At 67.1% G+C, this 26,658-nt stretch carries 17 protein-coding genes; 7 read left to right on the forward strand and 10 right to left on the reverse strand.

Features of this window, described 5'->3' with window-relative positions; genetic code table 11:
- Positions 1-49 precede the first annotated feature (49 nt).
- The 5 genes from eccD to ABZX86_RS17345 are packed head-to-tail and all read left to right on the forward strand — an operon-like array spanning position 50 to position 10,031.
- Positions 50-1,525: a type VII secretion integral membrane protein EccD gene (gene eccD / locus ABZX86_RS17325; protein ID WP_355124514.1), complete on the forward strand. Its 1,476-nt coding sequence runs from the start codon at positions 50-52 to the stop codon at positions 1,523-1,525.
- 29 nt (positions 1,526-1,554) lie between these two features.
- Entirely contained in the window at positions 1,555-2,949 is a 1,395-nt protein-coding gene (gene mycP / locus ABZX86_RS17330; RefSeq protein ID WP_355124516.1) for a type VII secretion-associated serine protease mycosin, read from the forward strand.
- Between the two features lie 17 nt (positions 2,950-2,966).
- Positions 2,967-6,986, forward strand: coding sequence for a type VII secretion protein EccCa (gene eccCa / locus ABZX86_RS17335; RefSeq protein WP_355124518.1), 4,020 nt, complete (start codon positions 2,967-2,969; stop codon positions 6,984-6,986).
- A 3-nt stretch (positions 6,987-6,989) separates the two neighbouring features.
- On the forward strand, positions 6,990-8,210 hold the full coding sequence (locus ABZX86_RS17340; protein WP_355124520.1) for a serine/threonine-protein kinase: 1,221 nt from the start codon (positions 6,990-6,992) through the stop codon (positions 8,208-8,210).
- A gap of 24 nt (positions 8,211-8,234) precedes the next feature.
- Positions 8,235-10,031 (forward strand): serine/threonine-protein kinase, encoded by a 1,797-nt coding sequence (locus ABZX86_RS17345; protein WP_355124522.1) that lies wholly within the window; start codon positions 8,235-8,237, stop codon positions 10,029-10,031.
- 205 nt (positions 10,032-10,236) lie between these two features.
- Here the strand turns inward: ABZX86_RS17345 and ABZX86_RS17350 are convergent, their stop codons facing one another.
- Positions 10,237-10,644: a GNAT family N-acetyltransferase gene (locus ABZX86_RS17350; RefSeq protein ID WP_355124524.1), complete on the reverse strand. Its 408-nt coding sequence runs from the start codon at positions 10,642-10,644 to the stop codon at positions 10,237-10,239.
- Between the two features lie 179 nt (positions 10,645-10,823).
- On the reverse strand, positions 10,824-11,663 hold the full coding sequence (locus ABZX86_RS17355; protein WP_355124526.1) for a GntR family transcriptional regulator: 840 nt from the start codon (positions 11,661-11,663) through the stop codon (positions 10,824-10,826).
- Positions 11,664-11,838: 175 nt separating this feature from the next.
- Between ABZX86_RS17355 and ABZX86_RS17360 the strand changes: the two genes are divergently transcribed.
- On the forward strand, positions 11,839-12,345 hold the full coding sequence (locus ABZX86_RS17360) for a DUF4254 domain-containing protein (RefSeq protein WP_327143771.1): 507 nt from the start codon (positions 11,839-11,841) through the stop codon (positions 12,343-12,345).
- Between the two features lie 71 nt (positions 12,346-12,416).
- On the opposite strand, the gene ABZX86_RS17365 is transcribed toward ABZX86_RS17360, so the two are convergent.
- The 7 genes from ABZX86_RS17365 to ABZX86_RS17395 form a co-directional block, all read right to left on the reverse strand.
- On the reverse strand, positions 12,417-13,778 hold the full coding sequence (locus ABZX86_RS17365) for an NAD(P)/FAD-dependent oxidoreductase (protein ID WP_355124528.1): 1,362 nt from the start codon (positions 13,776-13,778) through the stop codon (positions 12,417-12,419).
- 35 nt (positions 13,779-13,813) lie between these two features.
- Positions 13,814-14,857 (reverse strand): agmatine deiminase family protein, encoded by a 1,044-nt coding sequence (locus ABZX86_RS17370; RefSeq protein ID WP_355124530.1) that lies wholly within the window; start codon positions 14,855-14,857, stop codon positions 13,814-13,816.
- Positions 14,857-15,822, reverse strand: a complete 966-nt coding sequence (locus tag ABZX86_RS17375; protein ID WP_355124532.1) for a nitrilase-related carbon-nitrogen hydrolase — start codon at positions 15,820-15,822, stop codon at positions 14,857-14,859. Before ABZX86_RS17375 ends, ABZX86_RS17370 begins: the two co-directional genes overlap by 1 nt.
- A gap of 49 nt (positions 15,823-15,871) precedes the next feature.
- Positions 15,872-17,428, reverse strand: a complete 1,557-nt coding sequence (locus tag ABZX86_RS17380; RefSeq protein WP_355124534.1) for an APC family permease — start codon at positions 17,426-17,428, stop codon at positions 15,872-15,874.
- Between the two features lie 87 nt (positions 17,429-17,515).
- Complete coding sequence (locus tag ABZX86_RS17385; protein WP_355124536.1) at positions 17,516-18,973, reverse strand: NAD-dependent succinate-semialdehyde dehydrogenase; 1,458 nt, start codon at positions 18,971-18,973, stop codon at positions 17,516-17,518.
- Positions 18,974-18,986: 13 nt separating this feature from the next.
- Positions 18,987-20,327, reverse strand: a complete 1,341-nt coding sequence (gabT, locus tag ABZX86_RS17390; protein ID WP_355124538.1) for a 4-aminobutyrate--2-oxoglutarate transaminase — start codon at positions 20,325-20,327, stop codon at positions 18,987-18,989.
- Between the two features lie 42 nt (positions 20,328-20,369).
- Positions 20,370-21,800, reverse strand: a complete 1,431-nt coding sequence (locus ABZX86_RS17395; protein ID WP_355124540.1) for an aminobutyraldehyde dehydrogenase — start codon at positions 21,798-21,800, stop codon at positions 20,370-20,372.
- 140 nt (positions 21,801-21,940) lie between these two features.
- Here ABZX86_RS17395 and ABZX86_RS17400 point away from each other — a divergent pair, with 140 nt between their 5' ends.
- Positions 21,941-23,467, forward strand: coding sequence for a PucR family transcriptional regulator ligand-binding domain-containing protein (locus ABZX86_RS17400; RefSeq protein WP_355124542.1), 1,527 nt, complete (start codon positions 21,941-21,943; stop codon positions 23,465-23,467).
- On the opposite strand, the gene ABZX86_RS17405 is transcribed toward ABZX86_RS17400, so the two are convergent.
- A complete protein-coding gene (locus tag ABZX86_RS17405; RefSeq protein ID WP_355124544.1) occupies positions 23,451-26,543 on the reverse strand; it encodes an NAD-glutamate dehydrogenase domain-containing protein in 3,093 nt (1,030 codons plus the stop codon). The two genes, ABZX86_RS17400 and ABZX86_RS17405, sit on opposite strands and share 17 nt — an antisense overlap.
- Positions 26,544-26,658 lie beyond the last annotated feature (115 nt).

Genomic DNA, 26,658 nt, shown 5'->3' on the forward strand with positions numbered 1-26,658 from the left:
CCGCCCTGGGGCGGCAACTGTTACTAAGGGTGAGGGAGCAGTTCAACACGTGACCGCACAGTCGATCAGCGGCTTGGGCGCCGCTGAACCCGAATTGTGCCGAGTGTCCGTCATCGGGGGGAATACCCAGCTCGACGTCGGTCTGCCGGCAAACGCACCGATCGCCGCTTTCATCGGCGATCTGGTGCAGCTCATCGAATCTCGCAATCCGGATCCGACCGGAGGCGAGGAGGGGGGAACACCGCTGCAGCCGCAGCATTGGACGCTGGCCAAACTCGGTCGCGACATGATCGCGCCGAGCCAGACGCTCAATGACGCCGAGGTCTACGACGGTGAGCTGCTCGTGCTGCGATCCGTCGCCGCCAAGGAAGCGCCTGCGCTCTTCGACGATGTGATCGATGCCGTATCCCGGCTCACCACAGAGGAATTCCGTGGCTGGTCGGCCGGCGCCGCGCGCTGGACCGGGTTGTCCGCCGCCATCGTGGCGGTCGTGTTCGCGCTGGTGCTCGGTGCGATATCCCGTGGTGCGGGCGACAACTTTGTCGCACCGATCATGCTGCTGGGCGTGGGCATCGGCGCATTGGTCGCGGCCATCATCGCCGAACGCAAATACGACGATGAGCTGACCGCAACAGTGCTCATGCTGTGCTTGCTGCTGCTCACCTTCGGTGGCGCCGCGCTGGCGGTGCCCGGCTCGCTCGGCAGTCCGCATGTGCTGCTGGGCGCTTCGGCCGCGCTGCTGGTCGCCATCATCGGTTATCGGATGGTCCGGGCGGGCGCTGCGATTGTCGCGGCGGTGGTCACCACCGCCGTGTTCCTCGGCGTGGCCGCCGCGGTTCGGATGGTCTGGGACACCGACCTGCCGAAACTCGCTGCGGGCGTGCTGGTTGCCTCGATCGTGCTGCTGTCGATGGTGCCGCGACTGGCTGCCATGCTGGCCAGGCTGCCGGTGCCGCCGGTGCCGTCCGCGGGTGAGGCCATCGATCCCGCCGACCACGAACCGCGGCCGACCATCGAAGGCATCGGCGCCATCGGCGCGACCGTACTGCCGTCGGCGCACGGGCTCGGATTGCGTGCTCGCACCGCCAATCACTTCCAGACCGGCATGGTGGTGGGCAGCGCCATCGGCGCGACCGCGGGTGCGCTCGGGGCCGCTGATCCGCTCGGTGCGGCGCGCTGGCAGGGCATTGCGCTCGCGGTGGTCGTCACCATCATCCTGTGCCTGCGGGGCCGCGCCTTCGCGGATCTCACGCAGGCTTGCGTTCTGATCGCCGGTGGCTGCGCCACTTTCATCGCACTCGTGGTGCTGCTGGCGTTCGACGATTCAGATAATTTGCTCGTCTCGGCCGGACTGCTGCTCGCCTTCGCCATAGGCGCGATCGTGTTCGGCGTGATCGGTCCGCACATCGAGGTGACTCCGGTGACCCGGCGCTTGAACGAGATCTTCGAATACGGCCTGATCGTGTCGATCGTCCCGCTGGTGCTGTGGCTCGCCGATGTCTACTCGATGGCGCGCAACATATGAGATCGCTCTCCGGGAGCTGGGCGCGAATAGTGTGTGCCGCAGCCGTTCTCGGCGTTGCGCTGCTGAGCCCGCAGGGGACGGCGACAGCGCGGCCGCTGGAAACGGTGGCGCCGCCGACCGTGGATCTCGGCGCGCTGGGGCAGGCGCAGGCGCTCAGCAGCAAGCCCGCGCCGCTGGTGACCACCCAGCAGGGGCAGACCTGCGCCGAACCCGCGCTGAACGGCGCTGCGCCGCGTGATGAACCGGTTTCGCAGCGGGTGCTCGATCTGTCCGCGGCATGGCAGTTCAGCCGGGGTGCGGGGCAGAAGGTCGCGGTCATCGACACCGGTGTGAACCGGCATCCGCGGCTGCCCGGTCTGCAGGCCGGTGGTGACTACGTCTCGTCCGATAGCGACGGCACGGTTGACTGCGATGGGCACGGCACCTTTGTCGCGGGCATCATCGCCGCGCAACCCAGCCCGGACGATGCCTTTGTCGGCGTCGCACCGGATGCTCAGATTTTGGCCATCCGGCAGTTCAGTGAGGCCTACAAGGCCAAGGACGCGAACACCGACTCACAGCCCGGGGCCATCAGCACGTCCGGCTACGGCAATATGCTCACCCTCGCGGCGGCCGTGGTGCGTGCCGTCGATATGGGTGCGACGGTCATCAATATTTCCGAAGTCGCCTGTTCCGCAGCGGGAGGCGACAATGCCGACGGTGCGCTCGGTGCCGCTACTCGCTATGCCTACGACCGCAATGTGGTTGTGGTGGTCGCTGCCGGAAATGTGGACAGCAGCACCGGATGTGGCACGCAGAACGACGAAAACGGCTGGGGCAAGGTGAAAACCGTGGCCAGTCCGGCCTGGTTCAACCCGTATGTGCTGACGGTCGGATCGGTCGATCCTGATGGAAGTCCGTCGAAGTTCACGCTGTACGGGCCGTGGGTGGATGTGGCCGCCGTGGGGCGCAATATCACCTCGCTCGACAGCAAGCCCGGTGGTACCGGACTGGTCAATGCTGTTGTGGGCCAGTCGGGTCTGGCGCCGATCAATGGCACCAGTTTCGCCGCGCCCTACGTTGCCGGGCTCGCCGCACTCGTGCGTGCCAAGTTTCCGGATATGACCGCACAGCAGGTCATGGATCGGATAACCCGTACCGCGCACGGTCCCGGCACCGGGCGCGACGATCGCATCGGCTACGGACTCATCGATCCGCTCGCCGCCCTCACCGCACAGCTGCCCGACCAACCGGTGAGCGCCGGAGCCGATAAGGCCCGTGCCTTCCCCGCGCCCGAGAAACCGGCGGGCCCCGCGCGGCTGCCGCGTCTCGTCGCCACCATCGGGTCCCTCGTCTGCCTCGCCGCGCTGGGAATCGGTCTCGCACTGTCGATTCCATTCCGCCGCGCACGCCGCGACGACGAGCTGCCCGACCTCGACTCGTAACGACCGGAGAAACACTCATGGCTACCGAAGGTTTCGTCCGCAGACCCCGCATCGCACCGCCGCGCGCGCCCGGCGGCGAGATGGCGCTCACGCCGCCGCCGGAAATCCCACGGGCGGTGGCGGGTTCGCTGCTGAGCAAGCTCATGCCGGTGGTGATGATCGTCGCCATGATCGGCATGATCGGGATGATGGCCATGATGGGTAAATCCATCCTGTCCAACCCGATGATGATGATGTTCCCGATGATGATGATCATGTCGATGGCGGGCATGTTCATGGGTAAGAGCGGCGGGGCCAAGAGCGCCGGTGAGCTCAATGAGGAGCGCAAGGACTACTTTCGCTATCTCGACCAGACCCGGCGGGAAGTGCGGCGGACCGCGCTCAAGCAGTTGGAGACGCTGGTCTGGAGTCATCCGGAGCCCGCTGACCTGCTGTCGGTAGTCGGCACGCGGCGCATGTGGGAGCGGCGGCCCAATGATCCGGACTTCGGGCATGTGCGGGTCGGGATCGGAACGCACCGGCTCGCAGCGAAACTCGCGCGGCCGGAGACCGGGCCGCTGGAGGATCTGGAGCCGGTGTCCACCGTGGCGCTGCGCCGGTTCGTGCGTACACACTCCGTTGTGCATCATCTGCCGACCGCGGTGTCGCTGCGGGCGTTCCCCGCGATCAATGTCGAGGGACCGGCGGCGGATACGCGAAGCATGGTGTGGGCCATGCTGATCGAGCTCACCGCTTTCCACGGGCCGGATCACGTCGCCGTCGCCATCGTGTGCGCCGATCCCGATTCGGCGAACTGGTCCTGGGCGAAATGGCTTCCGCACCTGCAACATACGTCGCAGCGTGACGGTATGGGCGCGGCGCGCATGATCTACCGTTCGCTCGGCGAGCTGGAGACGGCGCTCGCCGACGATCTGCTCGAGCGCGGGCGGTTCATGCGTAATCCGCAGCCGACCGCGGGGCGCTTACATCTGGTCGTGGTGATCGACGACGGATATGTGAGCGGTACCGAGCGGCTGATCAGCGAATCCGGGCTGGATGCGGTGACGGTGATCGACCTCAGCTCGTCCGAGAACAGTCTTGCGGCGCGCCGTGGGTTGCAGTTGGTCGCCTCCGGCGGGGATGTCTTCGCTAAGAGCGCCGCCGGTACCGAGAAGTTCGCCACTGCTGACCAGGTGAGTCTGGCGGAGGCGGAGGCCTTCTCGCGCAGCCTCGCTCGCTTCCGCATTGCGACCGCCGCGCAGATCGTCAGCCTCGGCGACAACACCAGTACCAGCGATCCGGGTCTCATGTCGCTGCTGAAGATTCCGGATGCCGCGCAGATTGATCCGGCCAAGGTGTGGCGGCCGCGTCAGGGGCGTGAGCGACTGCGGGTGCCGATCGGCATCACACCCGACGGCACGCCCGTCGAGATCGATATCAAGGAATCGGCCGAGAACGGTATGGGGCCGCACGGCCTGTGCATCGGCGCCACCGGTTCGGGTAAGTCGGAATTCCTTCGCACGCTGCTGCTTTCGATGGTCGCCACGCACTCTCCGGATCAGCTGAACCTGGTGCTGGTCGACTTCAAGGGTGGCGCGACGTTCCTCGGTATGGATCCGCTGCCGCATGTCGCGGCCGTCATCACCAACCTCGAGGAAGAGCTCTCCCTCGTCGACCGTATGCGTGACGCGCTCGCCGGCGAGATGAACCGCCGCCAGGAACTCCTGCGCACCGCGGGCAATTTCGCGAATGTCACCGAATACGAGAAGGCGCGCTCCGCTGGTGTGCCGCTCGACCCGCTACCCGCACTGTTCGTCGTTATCGACGAGTTCTCCGAACTGCTCTCGCAGAAGCCGGATTTCGCCGACCTGTTCGTCATGATCGGCCGCCTCGGCCGATCCCTGCACGTGCACCTCCTGCTCGCCTCACAGCGGCTGGAAGAGAACAAGATGCGCGGCCTCGACTCGCACCTGTCCTACCGAATCGGCCTGCGCACGTTCTCCGCCAATGAATCCCGCGCCGTACTGGGCATCACCGATGCCTACCACCTGCCGGGTATCCCGGGCTCCGGCTACCTGAAGAGCGACTCTTCGGATCCGCTGCGGTTCAACGCAACCTACGTGTCCGGGCCCTATGTCGCACCACGCACCGCCCGCCAGGCGGACGGCCGTGAGGTCGCCGAGGCTCCGCCGCGCGAATTCACCGCCGGACCGGTCGAGATGCTGGCGCTGCCGGAATCCCCGTTCGATCCGCTGGACCTGCTGCCGCCCCCGCCGCCTGCCGCCGATGAGGGCATCCCCGACAGCCTGCTGCAGGTTGTGGTCAAACGCCTGACCGGGCATGGCCGTCCCGCCCACGAGGTGTGGCTCCCGCCGCTGGATGAATCGCCCACGGTCGACATGCTGCTGCCGGACCCGGACTGGCGTTCGCCGGTCAACCGGCACGGCCAGCTGTGGATGCCGATCGGCATCATCGACAAGCCGTACGAGCAGCGTCGTGATGTGCTCAATATCAATCTCGCCGGCGCGCAGGGAAATATCGCGGTTGTCGGCGGCAAGCTGGCGGGTAAGTCGACGACGCTGCGCACCATCATCATGGCCGCCGCGGCTACCCACACGCCCGAGCAGGTGCAGTTCTACTGCATCGACTTCGGTGGCGGCAGCATGGCGGGCCTTGCGGGACTGCCGCACGTCGGCTCGGTTGCCAGCAAGATCGACCCGGACCGGGTGCGCCGCACCATTGCCGAACTGGTCACGCTGCTACAGCAGCGAGAGGAGCGGTTCGCCCAACTCGGCATCGAGTCGATGGCCGATTTCCGGCGGCGCAAGCATGCCGCCCTGGCCGCGGGCGCGACCGACGACCCGGTGCTGAGGGACAACTTCGGCGACGTATTCCTGGTCATCGACGGCTGGCTCGTTATGCGAGAGGAGTTCGATACCCTGGAAGCGCAGATCAATGGTCTTGCCGCTCAGGGGCTTTCGTACGGCATTCACGTCGTCCTCGGTGCGAACCGGTGGGCGGAGATCCGGCCTGCCATGAAGGATATGATCGGCACTCGTATCGAGCTACGGCTCGGTGACCCTTCCGACTCGGAGATGGGCCGGCGTGTGGCGGTGAATGTCCCGCTCAACAAGCCAGGCCGTGGTATCACGGCCGATCAGCTGCATCTGCTGATCGCGTTGCCGCGCTTGGACTCCGATACCGACCCGACCTCGCTCGCCGAGAGCGTGACTGCCGCCCGAACCCAGATGACGGCCCTCTACGGCGACCGGCGCGCCCCCGAAGTTCGTATGCTGCCGTTGAACATTCCCCGTGATCAGGTTCTGCAACTGGCGCGCGCCCATGGCATCCAGCAGGGGCCCACCAAGATTGTCGTCGGCATCGGCGAGGCCGAATTGCGGCCGTTGGCACTGGATTTCAGCGCCGATCCCCACCTCATGGCCTTCGCCGACGTCGAGAGCGGCAAAACCACGCTGCTGCGCAACATCATCAGTGGCATTTCCGAAAGTTCCACCGCGGACCAGGCCCGCGTCATCCTCATCGACTACCGCCGCACCCTGCTCGGTGCGCTGGAAGGCGATCAGCTGGCCGGATATTCGACATCCTCACAGACCAGCGGCGCAATGATCATGGAGGTCGTGAACTACCTCTCCAAGCGCATTCCGGGTTCCGACATCACGCCGCAGCAGCTGCGCGATCGCAGCTGGTGGAGTGGCCCCGAGATCTACATCATCGTCGACGATTACGACATGGTCGCCACCGGCGGCCTCCAGAATCCCTTGGCCCCCTTGGTCGAATATCTGCCGCAAGCCCGCGACATCGGCATGCACGTAATCGTCACCCGCCGCATGGGTGGCGTCAGCCGCGCCCTCTACGACGGTGTTCTCGGCGCGATGAAGAACATGACGGTCGACGCCCTCCTCATGTCCGGTCCGCGTGATGAGGGCAAGGTCATCGGCGACGTCCGTCCCATGAAGCTGCCTCCGGGCCGCGGCATTCTGGCTTCGCGTGTCCGTGGTCAGGAGATGGTGCAAATCGCCGACCTCCCGGGGCTGTAGACAATGATCATCGGCCCCGGTGCGGTACTCGGCGGGTACCGGCTCGAGCGAGCCCTGGGCAGCGGCGGGATGGGGACGGTCTACCTGGCCGAACATCCCAACTTGCCGCGCTACGACGCGGTGAAGGTCCTATGGCCGCATATGGCCACGGACCCGGAGTTTCGTGCCCGCTTCGAACGGGAAGCGAAACTCGCGGCGACGCTGGATCATCCGAATATCGTGGCGGTCCAGAACCGAGGCGAGGACCAGGGCTGTCTGTGGATCGCGCTGCAGTACGTGAACGGCGCGGACGCCGCCACCGCACTCGAGCGCGAGCCTGCGGGCATGACTCCTGCCCGGGCACTGCGAATCGTTGCGGAGATCGGCAAAGGTCTCGACCATGCGCACCGGGCGGGCATGCTGCACCGCGACGTCAAGCCGGCCAACTTTCTGCTGGCGCCCCAGCAGCACGGTGAAGAGCGGGTACTCCTCGCAGATTTCGGAATCGCCAAGCCTTCCGGGGAGGGCACCGAACTCACCCGCACCGGAACATTTCTCGCCACCGTCGCCTACGCGTCACCCGAACAACTATCCGGCGGCCGCCTCGACTCCCGAAGCGATGTCTACAGCCTGGGCTGCTCCTTCTACCGCCTGTTGACGGGCCAAAACCCCTATCCCGGAACACAACCGCTGACCGTGATGATGGGTCACCTCAACGAGACGCCACCTCGCATCACCGATATTCGACCCGACCTATCGCCCGCGCTGGACGACGTGCTGGCACGAGTGCTGGCCAAGGACCCGGCTGAACGCTTTGCCACCTGTGCCCAGTTCTGCGAGGCAGCGGCGACAGCTCTCGCTACTTCGGTTCCGAGAAGCGCGGTGACAATGCGGAATCCGGCCGGCCCTCCACAATTTGCGCGACCGATGGCCGACCAGGGCGGCGTGGTGACGCCAGCCGAAGCCGAGATCACCGAGGTGCTCGACAACAGGCCACCACCGCTGTTCAACGGGTGGAAAGTCGTCGGAATCGTGGTTTTGGGTGTCGCAATCAGCGCGATGGTCGTATTTGTCATCAGCCGGGCCGGCGACCTCGGCCCAAAGGCCAAGCAACACTCGATGTCCACGTCCGAGGTGCATCGGCCCGTCGCTCTCATCCGTTTGTCGGACCTGCCACCTGGTCCAGGCATGCTGATCACCCGTGCCCCGGAAATGGTTCAGGTCGCGAATCTCCCGGGTCTGTAGTCTGCCGGGGAGGAAGGGGTACACGTGATCATCGGGACCGGAACTATCCTGGGCGGCTACCGGATCGAGCGGACGCTCGGTAGTGGGGGGATGGGGACGGTTTATCTGGCTGAACATCCCACGTTGGGGCGGTATGTCGCGCTGAAGGTGTTGTGGCCGCAGTTGGCGTTCGATCCGGAGTATCGGGCTCGGTTCGAGCGGGAGGCGAAACTGGCTGCGGGGCTGGATCATCCGAATGTGGTGGCGGTGCAGAACAAGGGGGAGGATCGGGGGTATCTGTGGATTGCGCTGCAGTATGTGAACGGGACGGATGCTGCTACCGCGCTGGAGCTTGATCCGGAGGCGATGAGTCCTGGTCGGGCGCTTCGGATTGTGGGGGAGATCGGTAAGGGGCTGGATTATGCCCACCGGAGTGGGCTGCTGCATCGGGACGTCAAACCCGCCAACTTCCTGCTTGCGCCGCAGGAGAGGGGTGAGGAGCGGGTACTGCTGGCCGATTTCGGGATTGCGAAGCCTTCCGATGACGACAGTCAGTTGACTCGTACCGGGACCTTTCTGGCGACCGTGGCTTATGCGTCGCCGGAGCAGCTGTCGGGGGAACCGCTGGACTCTCGCAGCGATGTCTACAGTCTCGGGTGCTCGTTCTACCGGCTCTTGACCGGCGAAAACCCTTATCGCGGAGCGCAACCGCTGGCTGTGATGATGGGGCATATCAATGCGCCGCCGCCGCGGATCACCGACGTGCGGCCGGATCTGCCCACTGAGCTGGATGAGGTGCTGGCTCGGGTGCTGGCCAAGAATCCGGGCGACAGGTATGACGATTGCGCGCAATTCGTCGAAGCTGCGGGGGTCGCGCTAGCTCGGGTGGGAGCCCCGGGTGCCGGGTATGCCGACAATAACGGCTACGGCGACAACAGTTACGGCGACAACAGCGGGCACGCCGACAGCGATTACGGCGACAGCGGTTACGGCGACAACAACGGGTACAGCGAGATCAAGGGACACGGCGAGACCCAGGGGTATGGCGAGACCAAGGTGAGTACCGCGTCGTCGCCGTTCGCCGGTACGTCGCGGATGGACACCGGCGGGAGTGCTACGCGCAGGGAATCGCGCGATGGGTTCGGAGTCACCACCGCGTCCGCCGGTCCGGACTCGCACTCGCACGATTCCGCGCGGAAGGAGTTCAGCGGCAAGCGGTCTCAGCGGGCGCCGTGGAAGGTTGTCAGCGCGGTGTTCACCGGCGGAATCGTCGTCTTGGCAGTCGCGGTGCTCGCGATCAACCATTCCGGGAAGACGGACGGTGGCGTCCGGCATGCGGCGGCGCCCGCCACTGTTGCCGCGCCGCCCCCGACCACATTCGTACCTGTCGTACCTGCGGCGCCGACCACGACGGCGATGGCCGCGGCGCAGCTGCAGGATCCGTGCCAGCTGGTCACGCCGGAGTTGCGGCGGCGGTCGGACCTCGGCGAATCCAGCGATCCGACAACCACATCGGACGATCGCACCTGTAGTTGGGAGACGTCGGGTAAGCCGCACGTCACTGCGAAGGTGTCGATCAGCACGGAATTCATGCAGGCTGATCCGGGCGCGCGGAATGTTCGGGTCGGGAACGGGGTCAGCGGACGCGAGACCTCGCATGAGCGTGACGGTGACGGGCGCGGTGATGATCGGGGGTTCGCGGTCTGCTTCGTGCAGTGGCCGACTTCCTACGGGCACATCCGCGTCACCATGGCAGGCCGCGCGGGCGCGACCGACACCGACGACTTGTGCAGTGCCGCCGAAGATCTGGCCGACGGGATCTTCGACAACGTCAAGCGCTGAGCTGTCGCCGTGACCTCCTGCTAGAGCTCGAGCAGTGCCCGCGAGAGCTCGAGCAGTGATCCCGCGAGAGCTTGAGCAGTGACATCCTGCGCGAGTTCGAGCAGTGACATCCTGCGCGAGTTCGAGCAGTGACATGCCGTGCGAGATCGGGCGCCTGACATCCTGCGCGAGCTCGAGCGAGGTCATCTCGCGCGGTAGGGCGCTCTCAGCCCGCGTGGAGTTGTGGGTGCGCCGCGAGGGGGAGGGGCTCGGGGTGGAGCTTGCGGGTGGAAAGCCAGCTGGCGGTTGGCCGTTCGAAGAGCGCGCCCGACGGACCGGTGGCTTCGGGCCCGGCGAAGCGGGCTTGGCGGAAGCCCGCCCGGATGTAGTAGTCGTGCAGGCCGCCATTGGTGGTCCAGGCATCCAGGCGGACCCAGTCCCGGTTGCTTTGCGCAGCCAGGGTCGCCGCGTGCTCCAGCAGGGCATGACCGATGCGGTGGCCGGCGAAGCGGAGATCCACGATCATGTAGTGCACGATCACGGCCTCGGCGATTTCGCCCGGCGACCAAAGGCCTTCGTCGGCACGGTCGTTCACGGTAATCGTGCCGGCGGGCTCACCGTCGATCTCGGCCATCCACGTCTCGCCATTGCGGACGGCGCGGGCCACGGACCGGACGAAGGTCTCGATGGGCAGACCTCGGCCGGCCCGGGTCCACTGATCGCTACCGCGGGCTGCCAGCCAGCTGGTGCGTTGGAGCCGGAACCGGGTGATGGTTCCTATGTCTGAATGATGAGCCGGGCGTAGATGCGGTGTCATGGTGAGCCGGGTAGCAGGGAACTCTCGAAGGAGTGGGAATTGCCGGGCGGCGGTGGGGCGCCGAGAGTTTTGCGAATGATATCCGTACCTGGGTCGTCGCCCAGCTCGTAAGCCAGACGGTTGCGGGCCGCCGTGGATCGATGGCGGGTGACGCGGGTGATGCGTTCATGGTTTGCGCCGATCCGCAGGTGATCGAGCAGGATGGTGCCGGGCCCGACACCGAGCACGGCCGCCTCCTCAGCAGTGGCTGGGCGCGCGACGACGGTATCCCGATGCGCGGTTTCCGCGAAACCACGCTCGGCGAGTCGGCGTGTCGTGCCCTCCGGAATGTCGTGGGGCACGTCGATTCCGGTGGCCTCCGCCAGATCTCGCGGATAGAAGCTGACCTCCCACGACCACGGCTCGTTATCCAGATACTGCATGACGGTGCGCGAGACCACCCACGCATCACGCTGCACACCCAGCCAGTGCGCGACCTCCGGACTCGCCGGTTCCATGCGCGCGCTGAACTGTTTGGACGGCTCCCGGCCGGCGGCCCGCGCGATTTCCACGAAGATATCGTGGGCAGCACGGGGCCGATCGGGGCGAATGTGGTTGGTGACAACCGATTCCAGCACTTCCTGGCTGCGCACAATGGTGCCGCGGGAAGTCGCTGTGTACACCAGGTTTTCGGCAACCAGGAGCTGAATCGCATTGCGAGCGGTGGTGATCGAGACCTGCATCTGATCGGCCAGCTCATTGTGGCTTGGTAGTCGATCGCCCGGGTTCCACTTGCCGGCGCGGATCTCCTCGCGGAGGAGGTCTGCGATCCGTTGGTATCTCGGACCGTCCGCCATCTCGCTCCTCGGTTGTTGCTTCAAGGCCCCGAAGTCTACTCCGGGTGCCGAATCGCCGTGTAAGGCTTGACAGGCACATTCTGAGGTTTATTGTAATGAACGTCCTGAATGCGGTGTTGTACGTCGATGAACGTGAGGCAGCGTGGCTGGTTCGGAGACATCTAATACGGTCGTTGTGGCATTGCCCGACATGTCCGATCAGTATGCGGACGTCGGTTCACAAGCGCTAACGTCCGGCCTATTGCCGACTTCGGACCTACTTTTGCGCGCGTGCCGCGGTCATCGCGTCGTCGGCGGACCACTGCTGTGGTTCGCCCATGACCTCGCGGTGCTGCACGAGCGACGCGTGGTGGGACGCGGTGGCACCGGGCCGGAAACCGATCCGACCGCCATTATCGAGAACAAGCGGCGGCGCATCGAATTGGTGATGGCCATTGACGATTGGATCGTGCGCTCCGTGCCCCAGCATCGGCTGGGCGCCACGTTGCACACCGAAACGGTCGGATCGGTCATAGATAGATTGGCCGAGGCGTCTATTCGCGCACACCACGCGTTGATGACCCTCGACGCCAATGATGAAATGCTGCACGGCACTTGGCACCATTTGGCTGAATTGTCCGATGCCTACGATGATCTCGTGCGTGATGTGCTCGCCGGAAGGCGTCGACTTCCCGCTTGGTAGGCGGAAATGAAAACGCGGTCCGGACCCGAGGGTGGTCCGGACCGCGTTTTCTATTCTTCGGGCGTGTCGATTCAGGGCAGGCGTGCTGCCACAATGGCGCCGGCGGCTCGGCGGCCCATGCGGATCGCGCCGTCCACGTGCTGGAAGCCGTGGCCCGCGAGGTCCGAACAGGCGAAGTGCAGGGGGCCGACCGGGTCGCGATGGTCGTGGCCGTAGCGGGTCATACCGCCGAGGTCGAAGCTGACGCCGTAGGCGCCGCGCGTCCATTCCTCTGCGCCCCAGTCGGATTCGTAGTAGACGGCGGGGTCGGCGGCCTCGGGGCCCAGGTAGCGGACCAGGCAGTCCAGTGCGGCCTGTTTGCGCTGGGCGGCGTCCATGGCGAAGAACGCGTCGGCCTGCTCGTGGGCAATGAAACCGACCAGCGCGCCGTTGTCCATGCCGTGGTTGGTGTTGTCGTAGATCTCCGAGACCATATCGGTATCACTGAAACCTGTTCCAGATAAACCGTTTTCGCGCCAGAACGGGGTCGGGTAGACCGCGTGCACCTTGACCACGAATCCGAAGGACATGTGCTGGTACATCTGGTGGCGACGGCGCGGCAGCGGCGGGTCGAAGCTGATGCACGAGTACAGGTTCGGCGGTACCGCCAGGATGACCTGACCGGCACGCACCTCGAGATCGCCGTCGGCGAAGACGGTGACGCCGTTGTCGGACCACTGGATACGCCGAGCCGGGGAGTTCAGGTGCAGATCATCGCCGATGACCTCGGCCAGCCGCTGCGAGACCTGCTGCATACCGCCGACGACGCGCTTGTCGAGCATGAAGGTGTCGGTCGCGAGATTGGTGAAAGAGCCCTGGGCGGCGGCCATGTGGAGCGCCTGCAGGGTCGAGAAGGTGTGTGCGGGCTTGGTCAGCATGGCGCCGGCGACATAGAAGGCGACCGTCTCACGGGCGTATTCGTCCGCGGACTGCCCCTCCAGCCAGATGCTGAACGGCACCGAATCCAGTTCTGCCGCTTGCGGATGCGCCCACGGCTCTTCGGCGCCGACCGCCGCGGCCAGCTCGTCCAGCAGTCCCAGCAGCCGGTCGATCTCCTTCGAGGTCGCCTCGGGCGCCGGGAAGACGTCACCGGTGAAGCGGTGCCGGACGCCGTCCGCGGCCAGATATACCGACTCGCCGTCGCGATAGCGGGAGAAGGTCTTCAGGCCGAGCTCCTGCACCAATTCCAGTGCGGCGGTGTGATGCGGGGACAGCCACTGGCCGCCGATCTCGATCATCGCGCCGTCGATATCGCCGGTCCGGGTGCGGCCGCCGACACGCTCGCGCGCCTCGAGCACGGCCACCGACAGCCCGGCCCGGTGCAGTTCCACGGCGGCGGTCAGACCGGACGGTCCGGCGCCGATGACAACAACGTCACGGGTGATGACAGACACGAAAGCTCCTCAGCTATTGCAAGTTGCGGGACTGATCAGCGAACCGGCAGCGGCTCGTTCTGGGTAATGCAGTGGATACCGCCGCCACGGGCGAAGATGGGCCGGGCGTCCACGGTGACGATGGTGCGGCCGGGATAGACCTCGGCCAGTACCGCGGCCGCCTCGGCATCGTTCGGATCGTCGAACCCGCACAGGATCACCGCGCTATCGCACACGTAGTGATTGATATAGCTGTAGTCGACAAAACCCTCCTCGTCTCGCAGGACGCGCGGGGCGGGCAACGGAACGACCTCGAAAGGCTTTCCGGTGGAGGCGGTCTCGGTGGCGAAGAGCTTCATGATCTCGTCGCTGAGAGCGTGATCGGGATGGGCCGGATCGCGCTGATCGTGCACCAGGACCACACCCGGTGACGGCAGCGCGGCGACGATATCGGAGTGCCCGCGGGTGCCGAAACGCTGCGAATCGCGCCACAGGCCACGCGGCAGCCAGATCGCGGTATCGATGCCGAGGGTGCGCCGGAGTTCGGCCTCCACCTGCTCCTTGCTCAGCCCCGGATTGCGGTAGGGGTCCAACTGCACCGTCTCGGTGACGATGACCGTTCCGGCACCGTCCACCTGGATGCCGCCGCCCTCGTTCGCGAGCGGTGAATCGATGACCGGCACTTCGGCCGCCGCGGCGACGACCCTGCCGATCTGCCGGTCATTGTCCCAGCGGGCCCAATCCTGTTGGCCCCAGCCATTGAAGACCCAGTCGACGGCCGCGACGGATCCGTCGGCGGCGTGCACGAAGGTCGGGCCGATATCGCGCATCCAGGCATCGTCCAGCGGAGCTTCGACGATATCGATTGCGCCGGAGAGCATTCGGCGGGCAGCCGCGGTATCGGCGGGGTCCACCACCATCGAGACCGGTTCGAACTCGGCGACGGCGTGCGCTACGGCGGTCCATGCCGTGCGAGCCTCATCGACGGCCTCGGGGGTCGCGGTGATTTCCGAACCCACCGGCGGAAAGGCCATCCAGGTGCGGCGGTGCGGCGCGTGCTCGGCGGGCATGCGCCACTGCGTGATCCCGTCCGAGGTCATCACGCCCGCCCGAACGGGTTCGCGTGATCCACCGGCGCGGTCAGGCGGTCGTAGGTGTCGGGGCGGCGGGTATCCAGGAACGGGAACAGGGCCAGCCAGTCCTTGCGCTGATCGAGGTCCAGATCGGCCACCAGCACCGCGGCTTCGTCGCGCGGCGCCTGCACCAGGATGCGGCCGTACGGATCGGAGATGAAAGACGAACCGTAGAAGGTGATTTCGCCCTCATCGCCGAAGCGGTTGGGCACCACCATGAAGGTGCCGGCGGTAATGCCATTGCCCACGATCACGTGCTGCCACAGCGGCTGGGTGTCGAAGGCGGGGAAGCTGGGCTCGGAGCCGATGGCGGTCGGGTAGACGATGAGGTCCGCCCCGGCCAGCGAGTACATGCGCGCGACCTCCGGGAACCACTCGTCCCAGCAGGTCGGCATGCCGATGCGGGCGTCGCCGAGATCCGGATGGCTGTGCGGGCGGTAGGCCTCGTCGGTGGCCGGGCCGGCGCGGAAGTAGGTGTCCTCGTAGTACCCGTCGCTGATCGGAATGTGCAGCTTGCGGGTGCGGCCGACCAGTTCTCCGGTGGGGGACACCAGGATCGCGGTGTTGTATCCCAGGCCGTCGCCCTGCTCGGCGCGCTCGTACAGCGAGGCGTGCACGAAGATGCCGTGCTCGATCGCCGCCTTGGCTGCGAAGGTGAAGGTGGGGCCGCCGGTCAGCTCCTCGGCGTTCGCACCCGGGTTCTCGCCGCCGCGCACGAACGCCGGGTACTTGCTCAAGGTGATCTCGGGCAGGAAGACCACCTTGGCTCCCGCTGCGGCCGCCTGGGCTATGCCCTCGAGCAGTTCGGCCTGCAGGGCCGCGGCATCGTCCTGCCAACGGTGCTGGATGAGGGCGACCCGCAGCGGCGGGCGTACCGGATCGGCGACTCGCGCATGCGAGACCGGCGGTTCGAAACAGGTGATGACGTTCACGGCTACTCCGGATCTGATCGTCGAAGTGGTTGGGCGGAAGCGGGTTTCGCTACAGCGTGCTCAGGTGCGGTTCGGCAGGCACGGGCATGGGGTCGCCGGAAATCGCCCGGGGGAGGGTCTGCCCGCGGAAGTACTCCGGCTGCCGCCAGCGCATGATCAGCATCAGCACCGCGCCCAGCGCGAGAATCCCGAAGCCGAGATAGAACACCAGGCCGATACCGAAAATCGAAGCGCCACTCCCGACTTCGGGCTTGAGGCTCTCGCGCACGGAGATGGTGAAGACCACCAGCAGCATGGTGCCGCCGAGCAGCGGGAACAGCAGCTTGAACATGAAGTCCCGCGCCGAGGCGAACCACTGCCTGCGGAAGTACCAGACGCAGGCGAAGGCCGTGATGCCGTAGTACCAGCAGATCATGATGCCCAGGGCCGCAATGGTATCCAGCAGCACATGCTGCGAGAGCAGCGCTGTCACCGCGTAGAAACCGCCCGCGACCACCGCGGCGACCGCGGTCCCGAAGCGCGGCACCTGATACGTCGGATGGACGGTGGCGAAGCGGCTCGGCAGCGCCTTGAAGGTGCCCATGGCGAGCATGGCGCGTGCCGCGGGCAGGAAGGTGGCCTGCAGGCTGGCAATGGTGGAGACCAGTACGGCGAGGAACAGCAGCAGCTCGCCCGCACCGCCCATGACCGGCTGGGCCAGTGCGCCGAACACATTGCTGGCCGTGCCCGGATTGCTTAGGCCGACACCGGTATCGCCGACACCGGCGTACCACATGAGCGCGACGGCCAGCAGCAGATAGGTGCCCAGCACGGTCAGAATGGACAGCAGCCCGGCCCGGCCCGGCGTGCGCTTGGGATCCTTGCACTCCTCGCCCAGCGTGAGCGCGGTGTCCCAGCCCCAGTACATGAATACCGAGCCGATCAGGCCGATCGCGAAGGCGCCCAGCGTAAGTCCGGTGAGCGGGTTGAACCAGTCCATGCTGAAGCTCAGTCCGGACGGCGCGTCCCCGGTCATGGCCTTGGCGAGTGCGACACCGGCGAACAGCAGCAGCACCGCGAGCTGGAAGCCGACCAGCACATACTGGGCACGCTCACTGGAACTGATCCCGCGGCTGGCCGCCCAGCCGGCCGCCGCCAGGAATGCCAGCGTGGTCGCGATATTGATGAGCTTGTTATCGCCCAGCGTGGCGATGTATTCCGAATGCACCACCCGCCCGATGAACAGGTACAGGAACTCCGCACCCACCGCGGCGATATTGGCCAGCACGATCACCACCGCGATCACCGAACCCCACCCGGCCATCCAGCCGATATAGGGGCCCAGCGACCGCGCCGACCACGTGAACGAGGCGCCGCAGTCGGGGGTTTCGGCGCTGAACTCGCGATAGGCGTAGGCCGCCAGGAACATCGGAATGAATCCGGCGATGAGCAGCGCGGGCATCTTCAGGCCGACCGCCGCCACGATCAGGCCCATGCTGGCCGTCGTGGTGTAGGCGGGCGCGATGGACGCGATGCTCAGGACGGCGCCGGCGAGAGTGCCGAGCTTGTTGGTTGCCAATCCCTTATCGCTGTGCGGCGGGGCCTCGGGGGCGTTCTGCACGAGCATGCAGGCTCCTGGTACTGAGTGGAGAGAACCGATCACCGGACGATCGGGTGGGCACGTTGTCCGGCGCAGGGGCCGGTGTGCCGGACGTCAGTGCGTGAGCGCGACGTACTTGGTGTCGAGGTATTCGCTGATCCCCTCGGACCCGCCCTCGCTGCCCAGACCGGACTGCTTGATGCCGCCGAACGGAGCCGCCGGATCGGAGATGACGCCGCGATTGACGCCGACCATGCCGGCTTCGAGAGCGCCGGACACGCGCAGCACCCGATCCAGATTCTGCGTGTAAAAGTAAGCGGCCAAACCGAATTCGGTGTCATTGGCGGCCGCGACCACCTCGTCCTCGGTATCGAAGCCGTAGACGGCGGCGACCGGGCCGAAGATCTCCTCGCGGTGCATGCGGGCGGTGCGCGGCACCTCGTCGAGCACGGTGGGCTGGAAGAACCAGCCGGGTCCGTCGATCGGCTTACCGCCGGTGCGGACCACGGCTCCGGCCGCGACCGCATCGTCCACGAGGGCGGTGACGGTGGTGCGCTGCCGCTCGTTGATCAGCGGTCCCAGCTCTACACCCGGCTCGTGGCCGGGGCCGACGCGCAGTGCGCCGATCTTCTCGGCCAACCGGGCGGCGAATTCGGCGCGGATCGAATTGTGTACGTAGATGCGGTTTGCCGCGGTGCACGCCTCACCGCCATTGCGCATCTTCGCCGCCATCGCACCGGCCAGCGCCTGATCCAGATCGGCATCCTCGAACACGATGAACGGGGCATTGCCGCCCAGTTCCATCGAGGTGCGGAGCACGGTGTCGGCGGCCTGGCGCAGCAGCAGCTTGCCGACCCGGGTGGAACCGGTGAAGGTCACCTTGCGCAGGCGCGGGTCCGCGAGCAGGGGTGCGGTGACGCCCGCGGCGTCGCTGCTCGGCAGCACCGACAGCACACCGGCCGGAAGTCCGGCCGCGGCGAAGATATCGGCGAGAGCCAGCATGGTGAGCGGAGTGTCCTCGGCGGGCTTCACGATCACCGTGCAACCGGCGGCCAGCGCCGGCGCGATCTTGCGAGAACCCATGGCCAGCGGGAAGTTCCACGGCGTGATGGCCAGGCACGGGCCGACCGGCTGCTGAGTCACCAGAATGCGGCCATTGCCCGCGGGCGCCTCGGTGTACCGGCCGCCGATGCGGACGGCCTCCTCGCTGAACCAGCGCAGGAACTCACCGCCGTAGGCGACCTCGCCGCGTGCCTCCGGGAGGGTCTTGCCCATCTCCGAGGTCATCAGCAGCGCCAGATCCTCGGTGCGATCCATCAGGATCTCCCAGGCGCGGCGCAGGATCATCGAGCGTTCGCGCGGAGCCGTTGCGGCCCACTCGGATTGGACCCGGCAGGCGGAGTCGAGGGCGCGCAGGGCGTCCGCGCGCCCGGCATCGGCGACCTCGGTGAGCAGATGGCCGGTGGCGGGATCGGTGACCGCGAAGGTCCCGCCGCCGGCGGCGGGAACGGCTGCGCCGTCGATCCACAGGCCGGTGGGGATCTTCGCGCGAATACGGTCGAACTCGGACATCGTCTTCCCTCGATCAGGCGGCGAGATCGCTGATGGCGGTACACAACACCGTCAGCGCCTCGTCGAGTAGGTCGTCGCTGATCACCAGCGGCGGCAGCAGGCGGATCACATTGCCGAACGTGCCGCAGGTGAGGGTGATGACACCCTGCTCCAGGCAGCGGGCCGCGACAGCGGCGGTGAAGGCGGCATCGGGTTCGGTGGTGCCGGGGCGGACGAACTCCAGGGCCAGCATGGCGCCCCGGCCGCGCACGTCGCCGATGGCCGGAACCTGCTGTGCCAGTTCAGCGAAACGCGCCAGCGCCACCTCGCCGATATGGCGGGCGCGGGCGGGCAGATCATGGTCGCGAATGGCCTCGATGGCGGCGAGTGCGGCGGCGCAGGCCACCGGATTGCCGCCGTAGGTGCCGCCCAGACCGCCCGCGTGCACCGCGTCCAGCAGCTCCGCGCGGCCGGTGATGGCCGAGAGCGGCATACCGCCCGCAATACCCTTGGCCATGGTGATGATGTCGGGGACCACGCCCTCGTCATCGCAGGCGAACCAGTCGCCGGTGCGGGCGAAGCCGGTCTGCACCTCATCGGCGATGAACACCACGCCATTGGCGCGCGCCCACTCGGCCAGGGCGGGCAGGAATCCCGGTGCGGGAACGATGAATCCGCCCTCGCCCTGGATCGGTTCGATGATCACGGCGGCGACCGAATCCGCGCCGATCTGCTTCTCGATCCGCGAGATCGCCTCGCGTGCCGCAGCGGCGCCGTCGAGTCCGCCGTCACGGAACGGGTAGGACATCGGCATCCGGTAGACCTCGGGGGCGAACGGGCCGAAATGCGCCTTGTACGGCATGGATTTCGCGGTCAGCGCCATGGTCAGGTTGGTGCGGCCGTGGTACGCGTGATCGAAGGCGACAACGGCGGTGCGGCCGGTGGCCAGGCGCGCCACCTTGATCGCGTTCTCCACCGCTTCGGCGCCGGAGTTGAACAGCACGCTGCGCTTCTCGTGATCGCCCGGGGTCAGCTCCGCGAGCTGTTCGGCGACCTGGATGTAGGCCTCGTACGGGGTCACCATGAAGCAGGTGTGCGCGAACTTCTCCACCTGGTCACGCACCGCCGCAACGACTTTCGGATGCGAGGCGCCGACATTGGTGACCGCGATGCCGGCGGCCAGATCGATGAGCGAATTGCCGTCCACGTCCACGATGACGCCGCCGTCCGCGTCCGCCGCGTACACGGGCACGGTCGAGCCGACGCCGGCCGCGACGGCGGCCTTGCGCCGCAGCGCCAATTCCTGTGAGCGGGGGCCCGGCAGGGCGGTGTGCAGTTCCCGCCGCTGCGGGAGCCGGTAGCTGATCTCGGTCATGAAAGTCTTTCTGCGGAAGAGGGATTGGGGACGACTCGGAAATCAGTCGTGCGCGCTCATGACATGCTTGATGCGGGTGTAGTCCTCGACGCCGTAGGCGGACAGGTCCTTGCCGTAGCCGGAGCGCTTGAATCCGCCGTGCGGCATCTCCGCCACCAGCGGGATATGGCAGTTGACCCACACCGCGCCGAAGTCCAGGGCGGCCGAAACGCGCTGCACCACACCGTGATCACGCGTCCATACGCTGGAGGCGAGGCCGTAGACGACATCATTGGCCAGCCGGATCGCCTCGGCCTCGTCGGCGAAGGTCTGCACGGTGATGACCGGGCCGAAAATCTCCTCCTGCACGATCGGATCGTCCTGGCGCACACCGGTGACCACGGTCGGGGCGAGATAGAAACCGGTATCGCCGATCCGATTGCCGCCGGTGCGCACGGTGGCGTGCGGGGGGAGCGCGGCGAGTTTGCCGGTGACGGACTCGAAATGGCGAATATTGTTCAGCGGGCCGTAGGCGGCGTCCACATCGTCGGGCAGGCCCGGTCGCACCGATTGCGCCTTCTTGGTCAGGGCATCGACAAAATCGTCGTGCACCGACTCGTGCACCAGCACCCGGGTCGCGGCGGTGCAGTCCTGGCCGCCGTTGAAGAACGCGGCATCACCGATGCGGTCGGCGGCCAGCGCCAGATCGGCGTCCCCGAACACCACGACCGGGGCATTGCCGCCGAGTTCGAGATGTGCGCGCTTGACCTGCTCGGCCGCCGCGGTCGCCACCGCGATGCCCGCCCGCACCGAACCGGTGATGGCCACCATGTCCAGGTCCGGATGGCTCACCAGCGCAGCGCCACTGGCGGCATTGCCGAGCACGACATTGAGTACGCCGTCGGGCAGGATGCCCTTCGACAGCTCGGCCAGCAGCAGCGTGCTGCCCGGTGTGGTGTCACTCGGCTTGAGCACCACGGTGTTTCCGGTGGCCAGCGCCGGGCCGATCTTCCAGATCGCCATCATCAGCGGGTAGTTCCACGGGGTCACCTGACCGATCACACCGACCGGTTCGCGGCGCACGTATGAGGTGAATCCGGTCATGTACTCGCCGGCGGACTTGCCCTCCAGCAGGCGCGCGGCCCCCGCGAAGAAGCGCAGGTGATCGGCTCCGGTGGCCACCTCCTCGGAGGCGACCAGATGCTTGGGCTGGCCCGTATCGCGGCACTGCGCCTCGACCAGCGCGTCGGAATGGGACTCCAGGGCGTCCGCCAGTTTCAGCAGTGCGGCCTGTCGCTGGCCGGGCGTGGCGGAGCGCCAGGCCGGAAAGGCGCGCCGGGCGGCGGCCACGGCGGCGTCGATATCGGCGGCATCGGAGATCGGGCTGCGGCCGGTCACCGTCTCGTCGACCGGGCTGATCAATTCGAACGACTCCGACGCGGTGGCGGCGACCAACCGGCCGTCGATGTAGTTGCGAAGCAGCTGCGTCGTCATGTGTGCGAGTTCTCCCTGGGTTCCGGTATTGCTCGATTGCAAGCCAGTGTGCTGTGCGACACACCCCCGCGTCACCTGCCGGATCGGAGTGGCGGCAGAATCTAGTTTCGACGTTTTGTCCAGTTTGCTGTAGGAGCGCTGTGAGTACGGGAATTCCGGTCCGGTGGGTGCTGTCCCAGCCCGAGCTGAATCTGGCGCTCAAAGGCGGCAGTGCCGGGCTCGGGCGCAATATCACGATGGCCCTCACCTCCGAGCTCACCGAACCGCAGCAGTGGCTCTCCGGCGGGGAGTTGGTGCTGACCACCGGTATGGGTTTGCCGCTCAGTGGCGCGGACCGGCTGCGCTATCTGACGGAACTCGATGCGGCGGGGGTCGCGGGCGTCGGATTCGGCGTCGGGCTCTCACACGAAACGGTGCCCGCGGATCTGGTCGAGGCGGCCGATGCGCTCGGGCTGCCGCTGTTCGAGGTGCCGCTGCCGACACCGTTCGGGGCCATCACCAAGAAGGTCATGCAGCGGCTGGCCGAGCAGGAGTACGAGAAGGTGCTGCGGGCCTCTCGTGCCCAGCCGCGCATGACCCGGGCGGCCATCCAGGGCATGGGCGCGGTGATCAGGGAGCTGTCGGCGGCACTGTCGGCCACCGTGGTCGTCGCCGGTGCGGACGGTGCGATATCGGACTCGCATCCGGGTCGGGCCACGGCCGAGGTCGCCGAGCGGATCGGCGAATTCCTCAGCACTCGCGGTGACGGTGTGGGTAGCGGTGTCATTCACACCGCTTCAGGGCAAATCATTGCGTTGCAAGCCATTACGGCTGGGCAGACCGTGCACGGGCATCTGGCGGTGGTGACCGCCACGCCGCTCAGCTCGGTCGATCAGGTACTGCTCGGACATGCCAGTTCGCTGCTGGCCCTGGACTTCGAAAAGCCGGCCCGGCTGCGAATCGCGCAGAACCACTTGAACTCTCAGGCCATCGCCATGCTGCTGGACGAGCCGGGCGATCTCGAAACGCTGTGGCGGCATCTCGCTCCGGCCGCGGATCGCTCCGGGCGGGTCCGTGCCCTGGTGCTGTGGTGCGATTCGCCGGAGGCGGCAGTACGGGTGACCGAAGCCGTTGACGAGCAGCTGCATCCGCACAACCGGCAACTGTTCGCGCGCATTTCGGGTGATCGGGTGGCGGTGCTGCTGCCCGGTTCCGATACCGAGGAGGCGGCCGAGCAGCTGCTGGCGGCCATGCCCGACGAGGTGCGCACGGCCATTCGGGCCGGGCTCAGCGCGCCACATCTGTTGCGGCGCTTCGCCACAGCCATCGAACATGCCGAATTGGCGTCCTCCGCCGCCCTGCCCGGTGGCCGCCCGCTGGAACTCGCCTCGCTCGCCGGGCAGACGCTGCTGACGCTTCCGGAGGCCCAGCGCATGCTGGGCGCGATATCGGAGGCCATGCTGGCGCCGCTCGCCGATTACGACGAGCGGCACGGCACCGATCTCATCGCCTCACTGCGCGCCTATCTGGAGGCGCACGGTCAGTGGGAGACCGCGGCCACCGCGCTGGGTGTGCACCGGCACACCCTGCGCAGCCGGGTCGCGAAGATCGAATCGGTGCTCGGGTGTCAGCTGGATGTGGCGCGGGTGCGGGCCGAACTGCTGCTGGCGATCATCGCCCGCCGCTGATCCCGGCCGCCGCGGCCAATTCCGCGTTCACCACGCACAATCGGGCGATATCGGCGTCCGCGGAGCGGCGCAGTTGACCCACCAGATCCAGCAGTCGCGCCGCGGCCGGTGTGGCCCGCCAGGCTGTCACGAGATCGTGCGCGGAGTCGCTCGGTCTGGCGTTCGCCAGCACCGCGGCCGCCAAAGCGTGCCAGCGGGACTGCAATTCGTCGGCCAGGACGGCGGCGGCCAGCGTCTCCCAGTGGTCGCCGGTCGGCGTCATCGCGAAAGTTCTTGCCAGCCAATCGAGTCCGATGGACTCGCCGAGTTCCCGATACGTCTGTGCGATCAGGGCGACCGGCAGGCCGGTGCGCCGGGCGGTATCGCTCAGCGGCAGTGCCTGTGCCAGCAGTTGCAGATTCGCCAGATCGCGGCCGGGATGGCCGCCGGGGCGGGGGAGTACCGCGATCAGCTCGGCGACCACCGGGGCGTGCAGTTCTATCTCCGCAGACCAGGACGCGGCCGTGCGCTTGGCCAGCAGCCAGGCGGTGGACTGCTCGACGGCGTCCTGAATACCGTTGAGCACACTCATCCGCAGCTGCGGGGTGACGCCCGGCAGCGCGAGCGCATCGCGCCACCAGCGGTCGACATCCAGCACGGTATCGACGACCGTGCAGGCCAGCACGATCTGCGGGGTGCCCGCACCGAACCGCTCGTCCAGGCGGTGGATCATGCCGGGGCCGACCCGATTGATCACCTGATTGGCCGCGGAGACGGCCACGATCTCGCGGGCCACCGGATGCTCGCGCAGCCGCTCACCCAGCAGGGTGCGGAAATTCTCGGGGAAATAGCCCGCCAGCGTTCCCGCGACCACCGGATCCGTGAGCGCATCGGAGGCGAGCAGTTCCTCGCGGACCAGATTCTTGGCCATGGCGAGCAGCACCGCGATCTCCGGACGGACCAGACCGGCTCCGGCGCGACGGCGGGCGCTGAGTTCGGCCGGGGCGGGCAGGAACTCGGCGGAACGATCCAGATCCGTTGCCTGCTCCAGGTTTTCGATCAAACGGCCGTGCCGGTCGATCAGGAACGGGGCATGGGCCTCGGCCAGGCTGATGGCCAGGGCCTGGCGGTCGCAGTCGGCCAGGACCGCGCGGGCCACCTCGTTCGCATTGGCGGCGAGCAGGCGATCGCGCTCCGGCTCGGTCACCAGGCCATCGGTCACCGCGGACGCCAGTGCGATCTTGAGATTGACCTCGCGATCGGAGGTGGCCACCCCTGCGGCATTGTCGATGAAATCGGCGTTCACCCTACCGCCCGCCCGGGCGAATTCGATTCGTGCGCGCTGGGTGAGACCGAGATTGCCGCCCTCGCCGATCACCTTGCAGCGCAGTCGATCCGCGGTCACCCGCACATCGTCATTGGTCGGATCCGCTACCTCGGAGTCGAGTTCGCCGCTCGACCGCACATAGGTGCCGATGCCGCCGTTGAACAGCAGGTCAACCTGCGCGCTCAGAATGGCCTGAATGACCTCGTGCGCAGGGAGTTTCGTGGCCTCGACGCCGAGCAGCCGCCGTGTCTGCGGGGACAGTGGAATCGATTTCGCCGAGCGTGGCCAGACGCCGCCGCCCTCGGAGATGACGGCCCGGTCGTAGTCGGCCCAGCTGCTGCGGTCGAGTCCGGCCAGGCGGCCCCGTTCCCGGTGTGAGAGTTCGGGATCGGGATCGGGGTCGAGGAAGATGTGGCGGTGGTCGAAGGCCGCCACCAGCCGGATCCGGTCGGTCTCGAGCATTCCGTTGCCGAAGACATCACCGGACATATCGCCGATACCGGCCACGGTGAACGGCTGGGTGTCCGGGTCCACGCCGAGTTCGGCGAAATGCTGGCGGATCGAGCACCAGGCGCCGCGGGCGGTAATGCCCAGGGCCTTGTGGTCGTATCCGGTGGAACCGCCGGAGGCGAAGGCGTCGCCGAGCCAGAAGGCGCGGGCCATCGCAATGCTGTTGGCCAGGTCCGAGAAGCGGGCGGTGCCCTTGTCCGCGGCGACCACCAGGTACGGGTCCGGATCGTCGTAGACGACGGTATGTGCGGGCGGGACGATCGTGCCGTCCACAATATTGTCGGTGACATCGAGCAGGCCGCCGGTGAAGGCCGCGTAGGCGTTCGAGACGGCTGCGGGATCGGCGATCGGGCCGCGAACCACGAAGGCGCCCTTGGCTCCCATCGGCACGATCACCGAATTCTTCACCGTCTGGGTCTTCATCAGGCCCAGCACCTCGGTGCGGAAATCGTCGGCGCGATCGGACCAGCGCAGGCCGCCGCGCGCGATGACGCCGCCGCGCACATGGCTGCCCTCCACCTGCCTGGCGTGCACGAAGATCTCGCGATACGGCGTGATCGGGCCCGAGACCGACAGGCGAGACGGGTCGATCTTGAAGGCGGCGACCAGGCGGCTCGGCTGGAACCAATTGGTGCGCAACACGGCTGCGCAGAAGGTGTGCAGGCCGCGCAGCAGCTGATCCTCGGGCAGCGTGGTCGCGGCCTCGAGCCGCCGGCGCGCCTCCGCATCCGCCGCGTCGATATCGCCGCCGCCGGACGGATCGAAGCGGGCGCGGAACAGTTCCACGAACGCGCGTGCGAATTGTGCATGGACGGTGAGGATCTCGGTCATCGTCGGTCCGCCGAGCCGGAGTCCGGCCTGCCGCAGGTACCGGCAGGCCGCCCGGATCAGCAGGGCGTCGCGCCAGGTCAGACCGGCCGCGCCGATCAAACCGATGAAGCCGTCGATCTCCAGCACCCCGGTGGCCGCGGCGACGAACGCCTCGGACAGCAGTTCGGCGGTCGGTTCGGTCAGTTCGAAAGCCGTGGGGCGGAAGGTGAATCGGTGCACGGTGTCCGCGCCGTCGCTGTGCACATCGTGTGCGGTGACGTGCAGGCCCAGGGCGGAGAAGATATCGATCAGCTCGGTCAGCGAGGCGGGCACACCGCGCCACACCAGCCGCGCTCCGGGCCGCCGCGCATCGATCGAATCGAATTCGAGCCGCGGGGCGGCGTCGATTCGATCCTCGTCCAGCGTGCCGATCGCTGCTCCGCGAAACATCTGCTCAACTCCCTGCGCGTCACCGGATGGGTCGGCAGCCAATCTGCCCTATGGAGACGCAGGACACAGTCGACAAATAGGCGCGCGGGGTCGGGTCCGGCACGCCGACTCGTCC

This window comes from Nocardia sp. NPDC006630 (assembly GCF_040611495.1).
Classification (GTDB): domain Bacteria; phylum Actinomycetota; class Actinomycetes; order Mycobacteriales; family Mycobacteriaceae; genus Nocardia.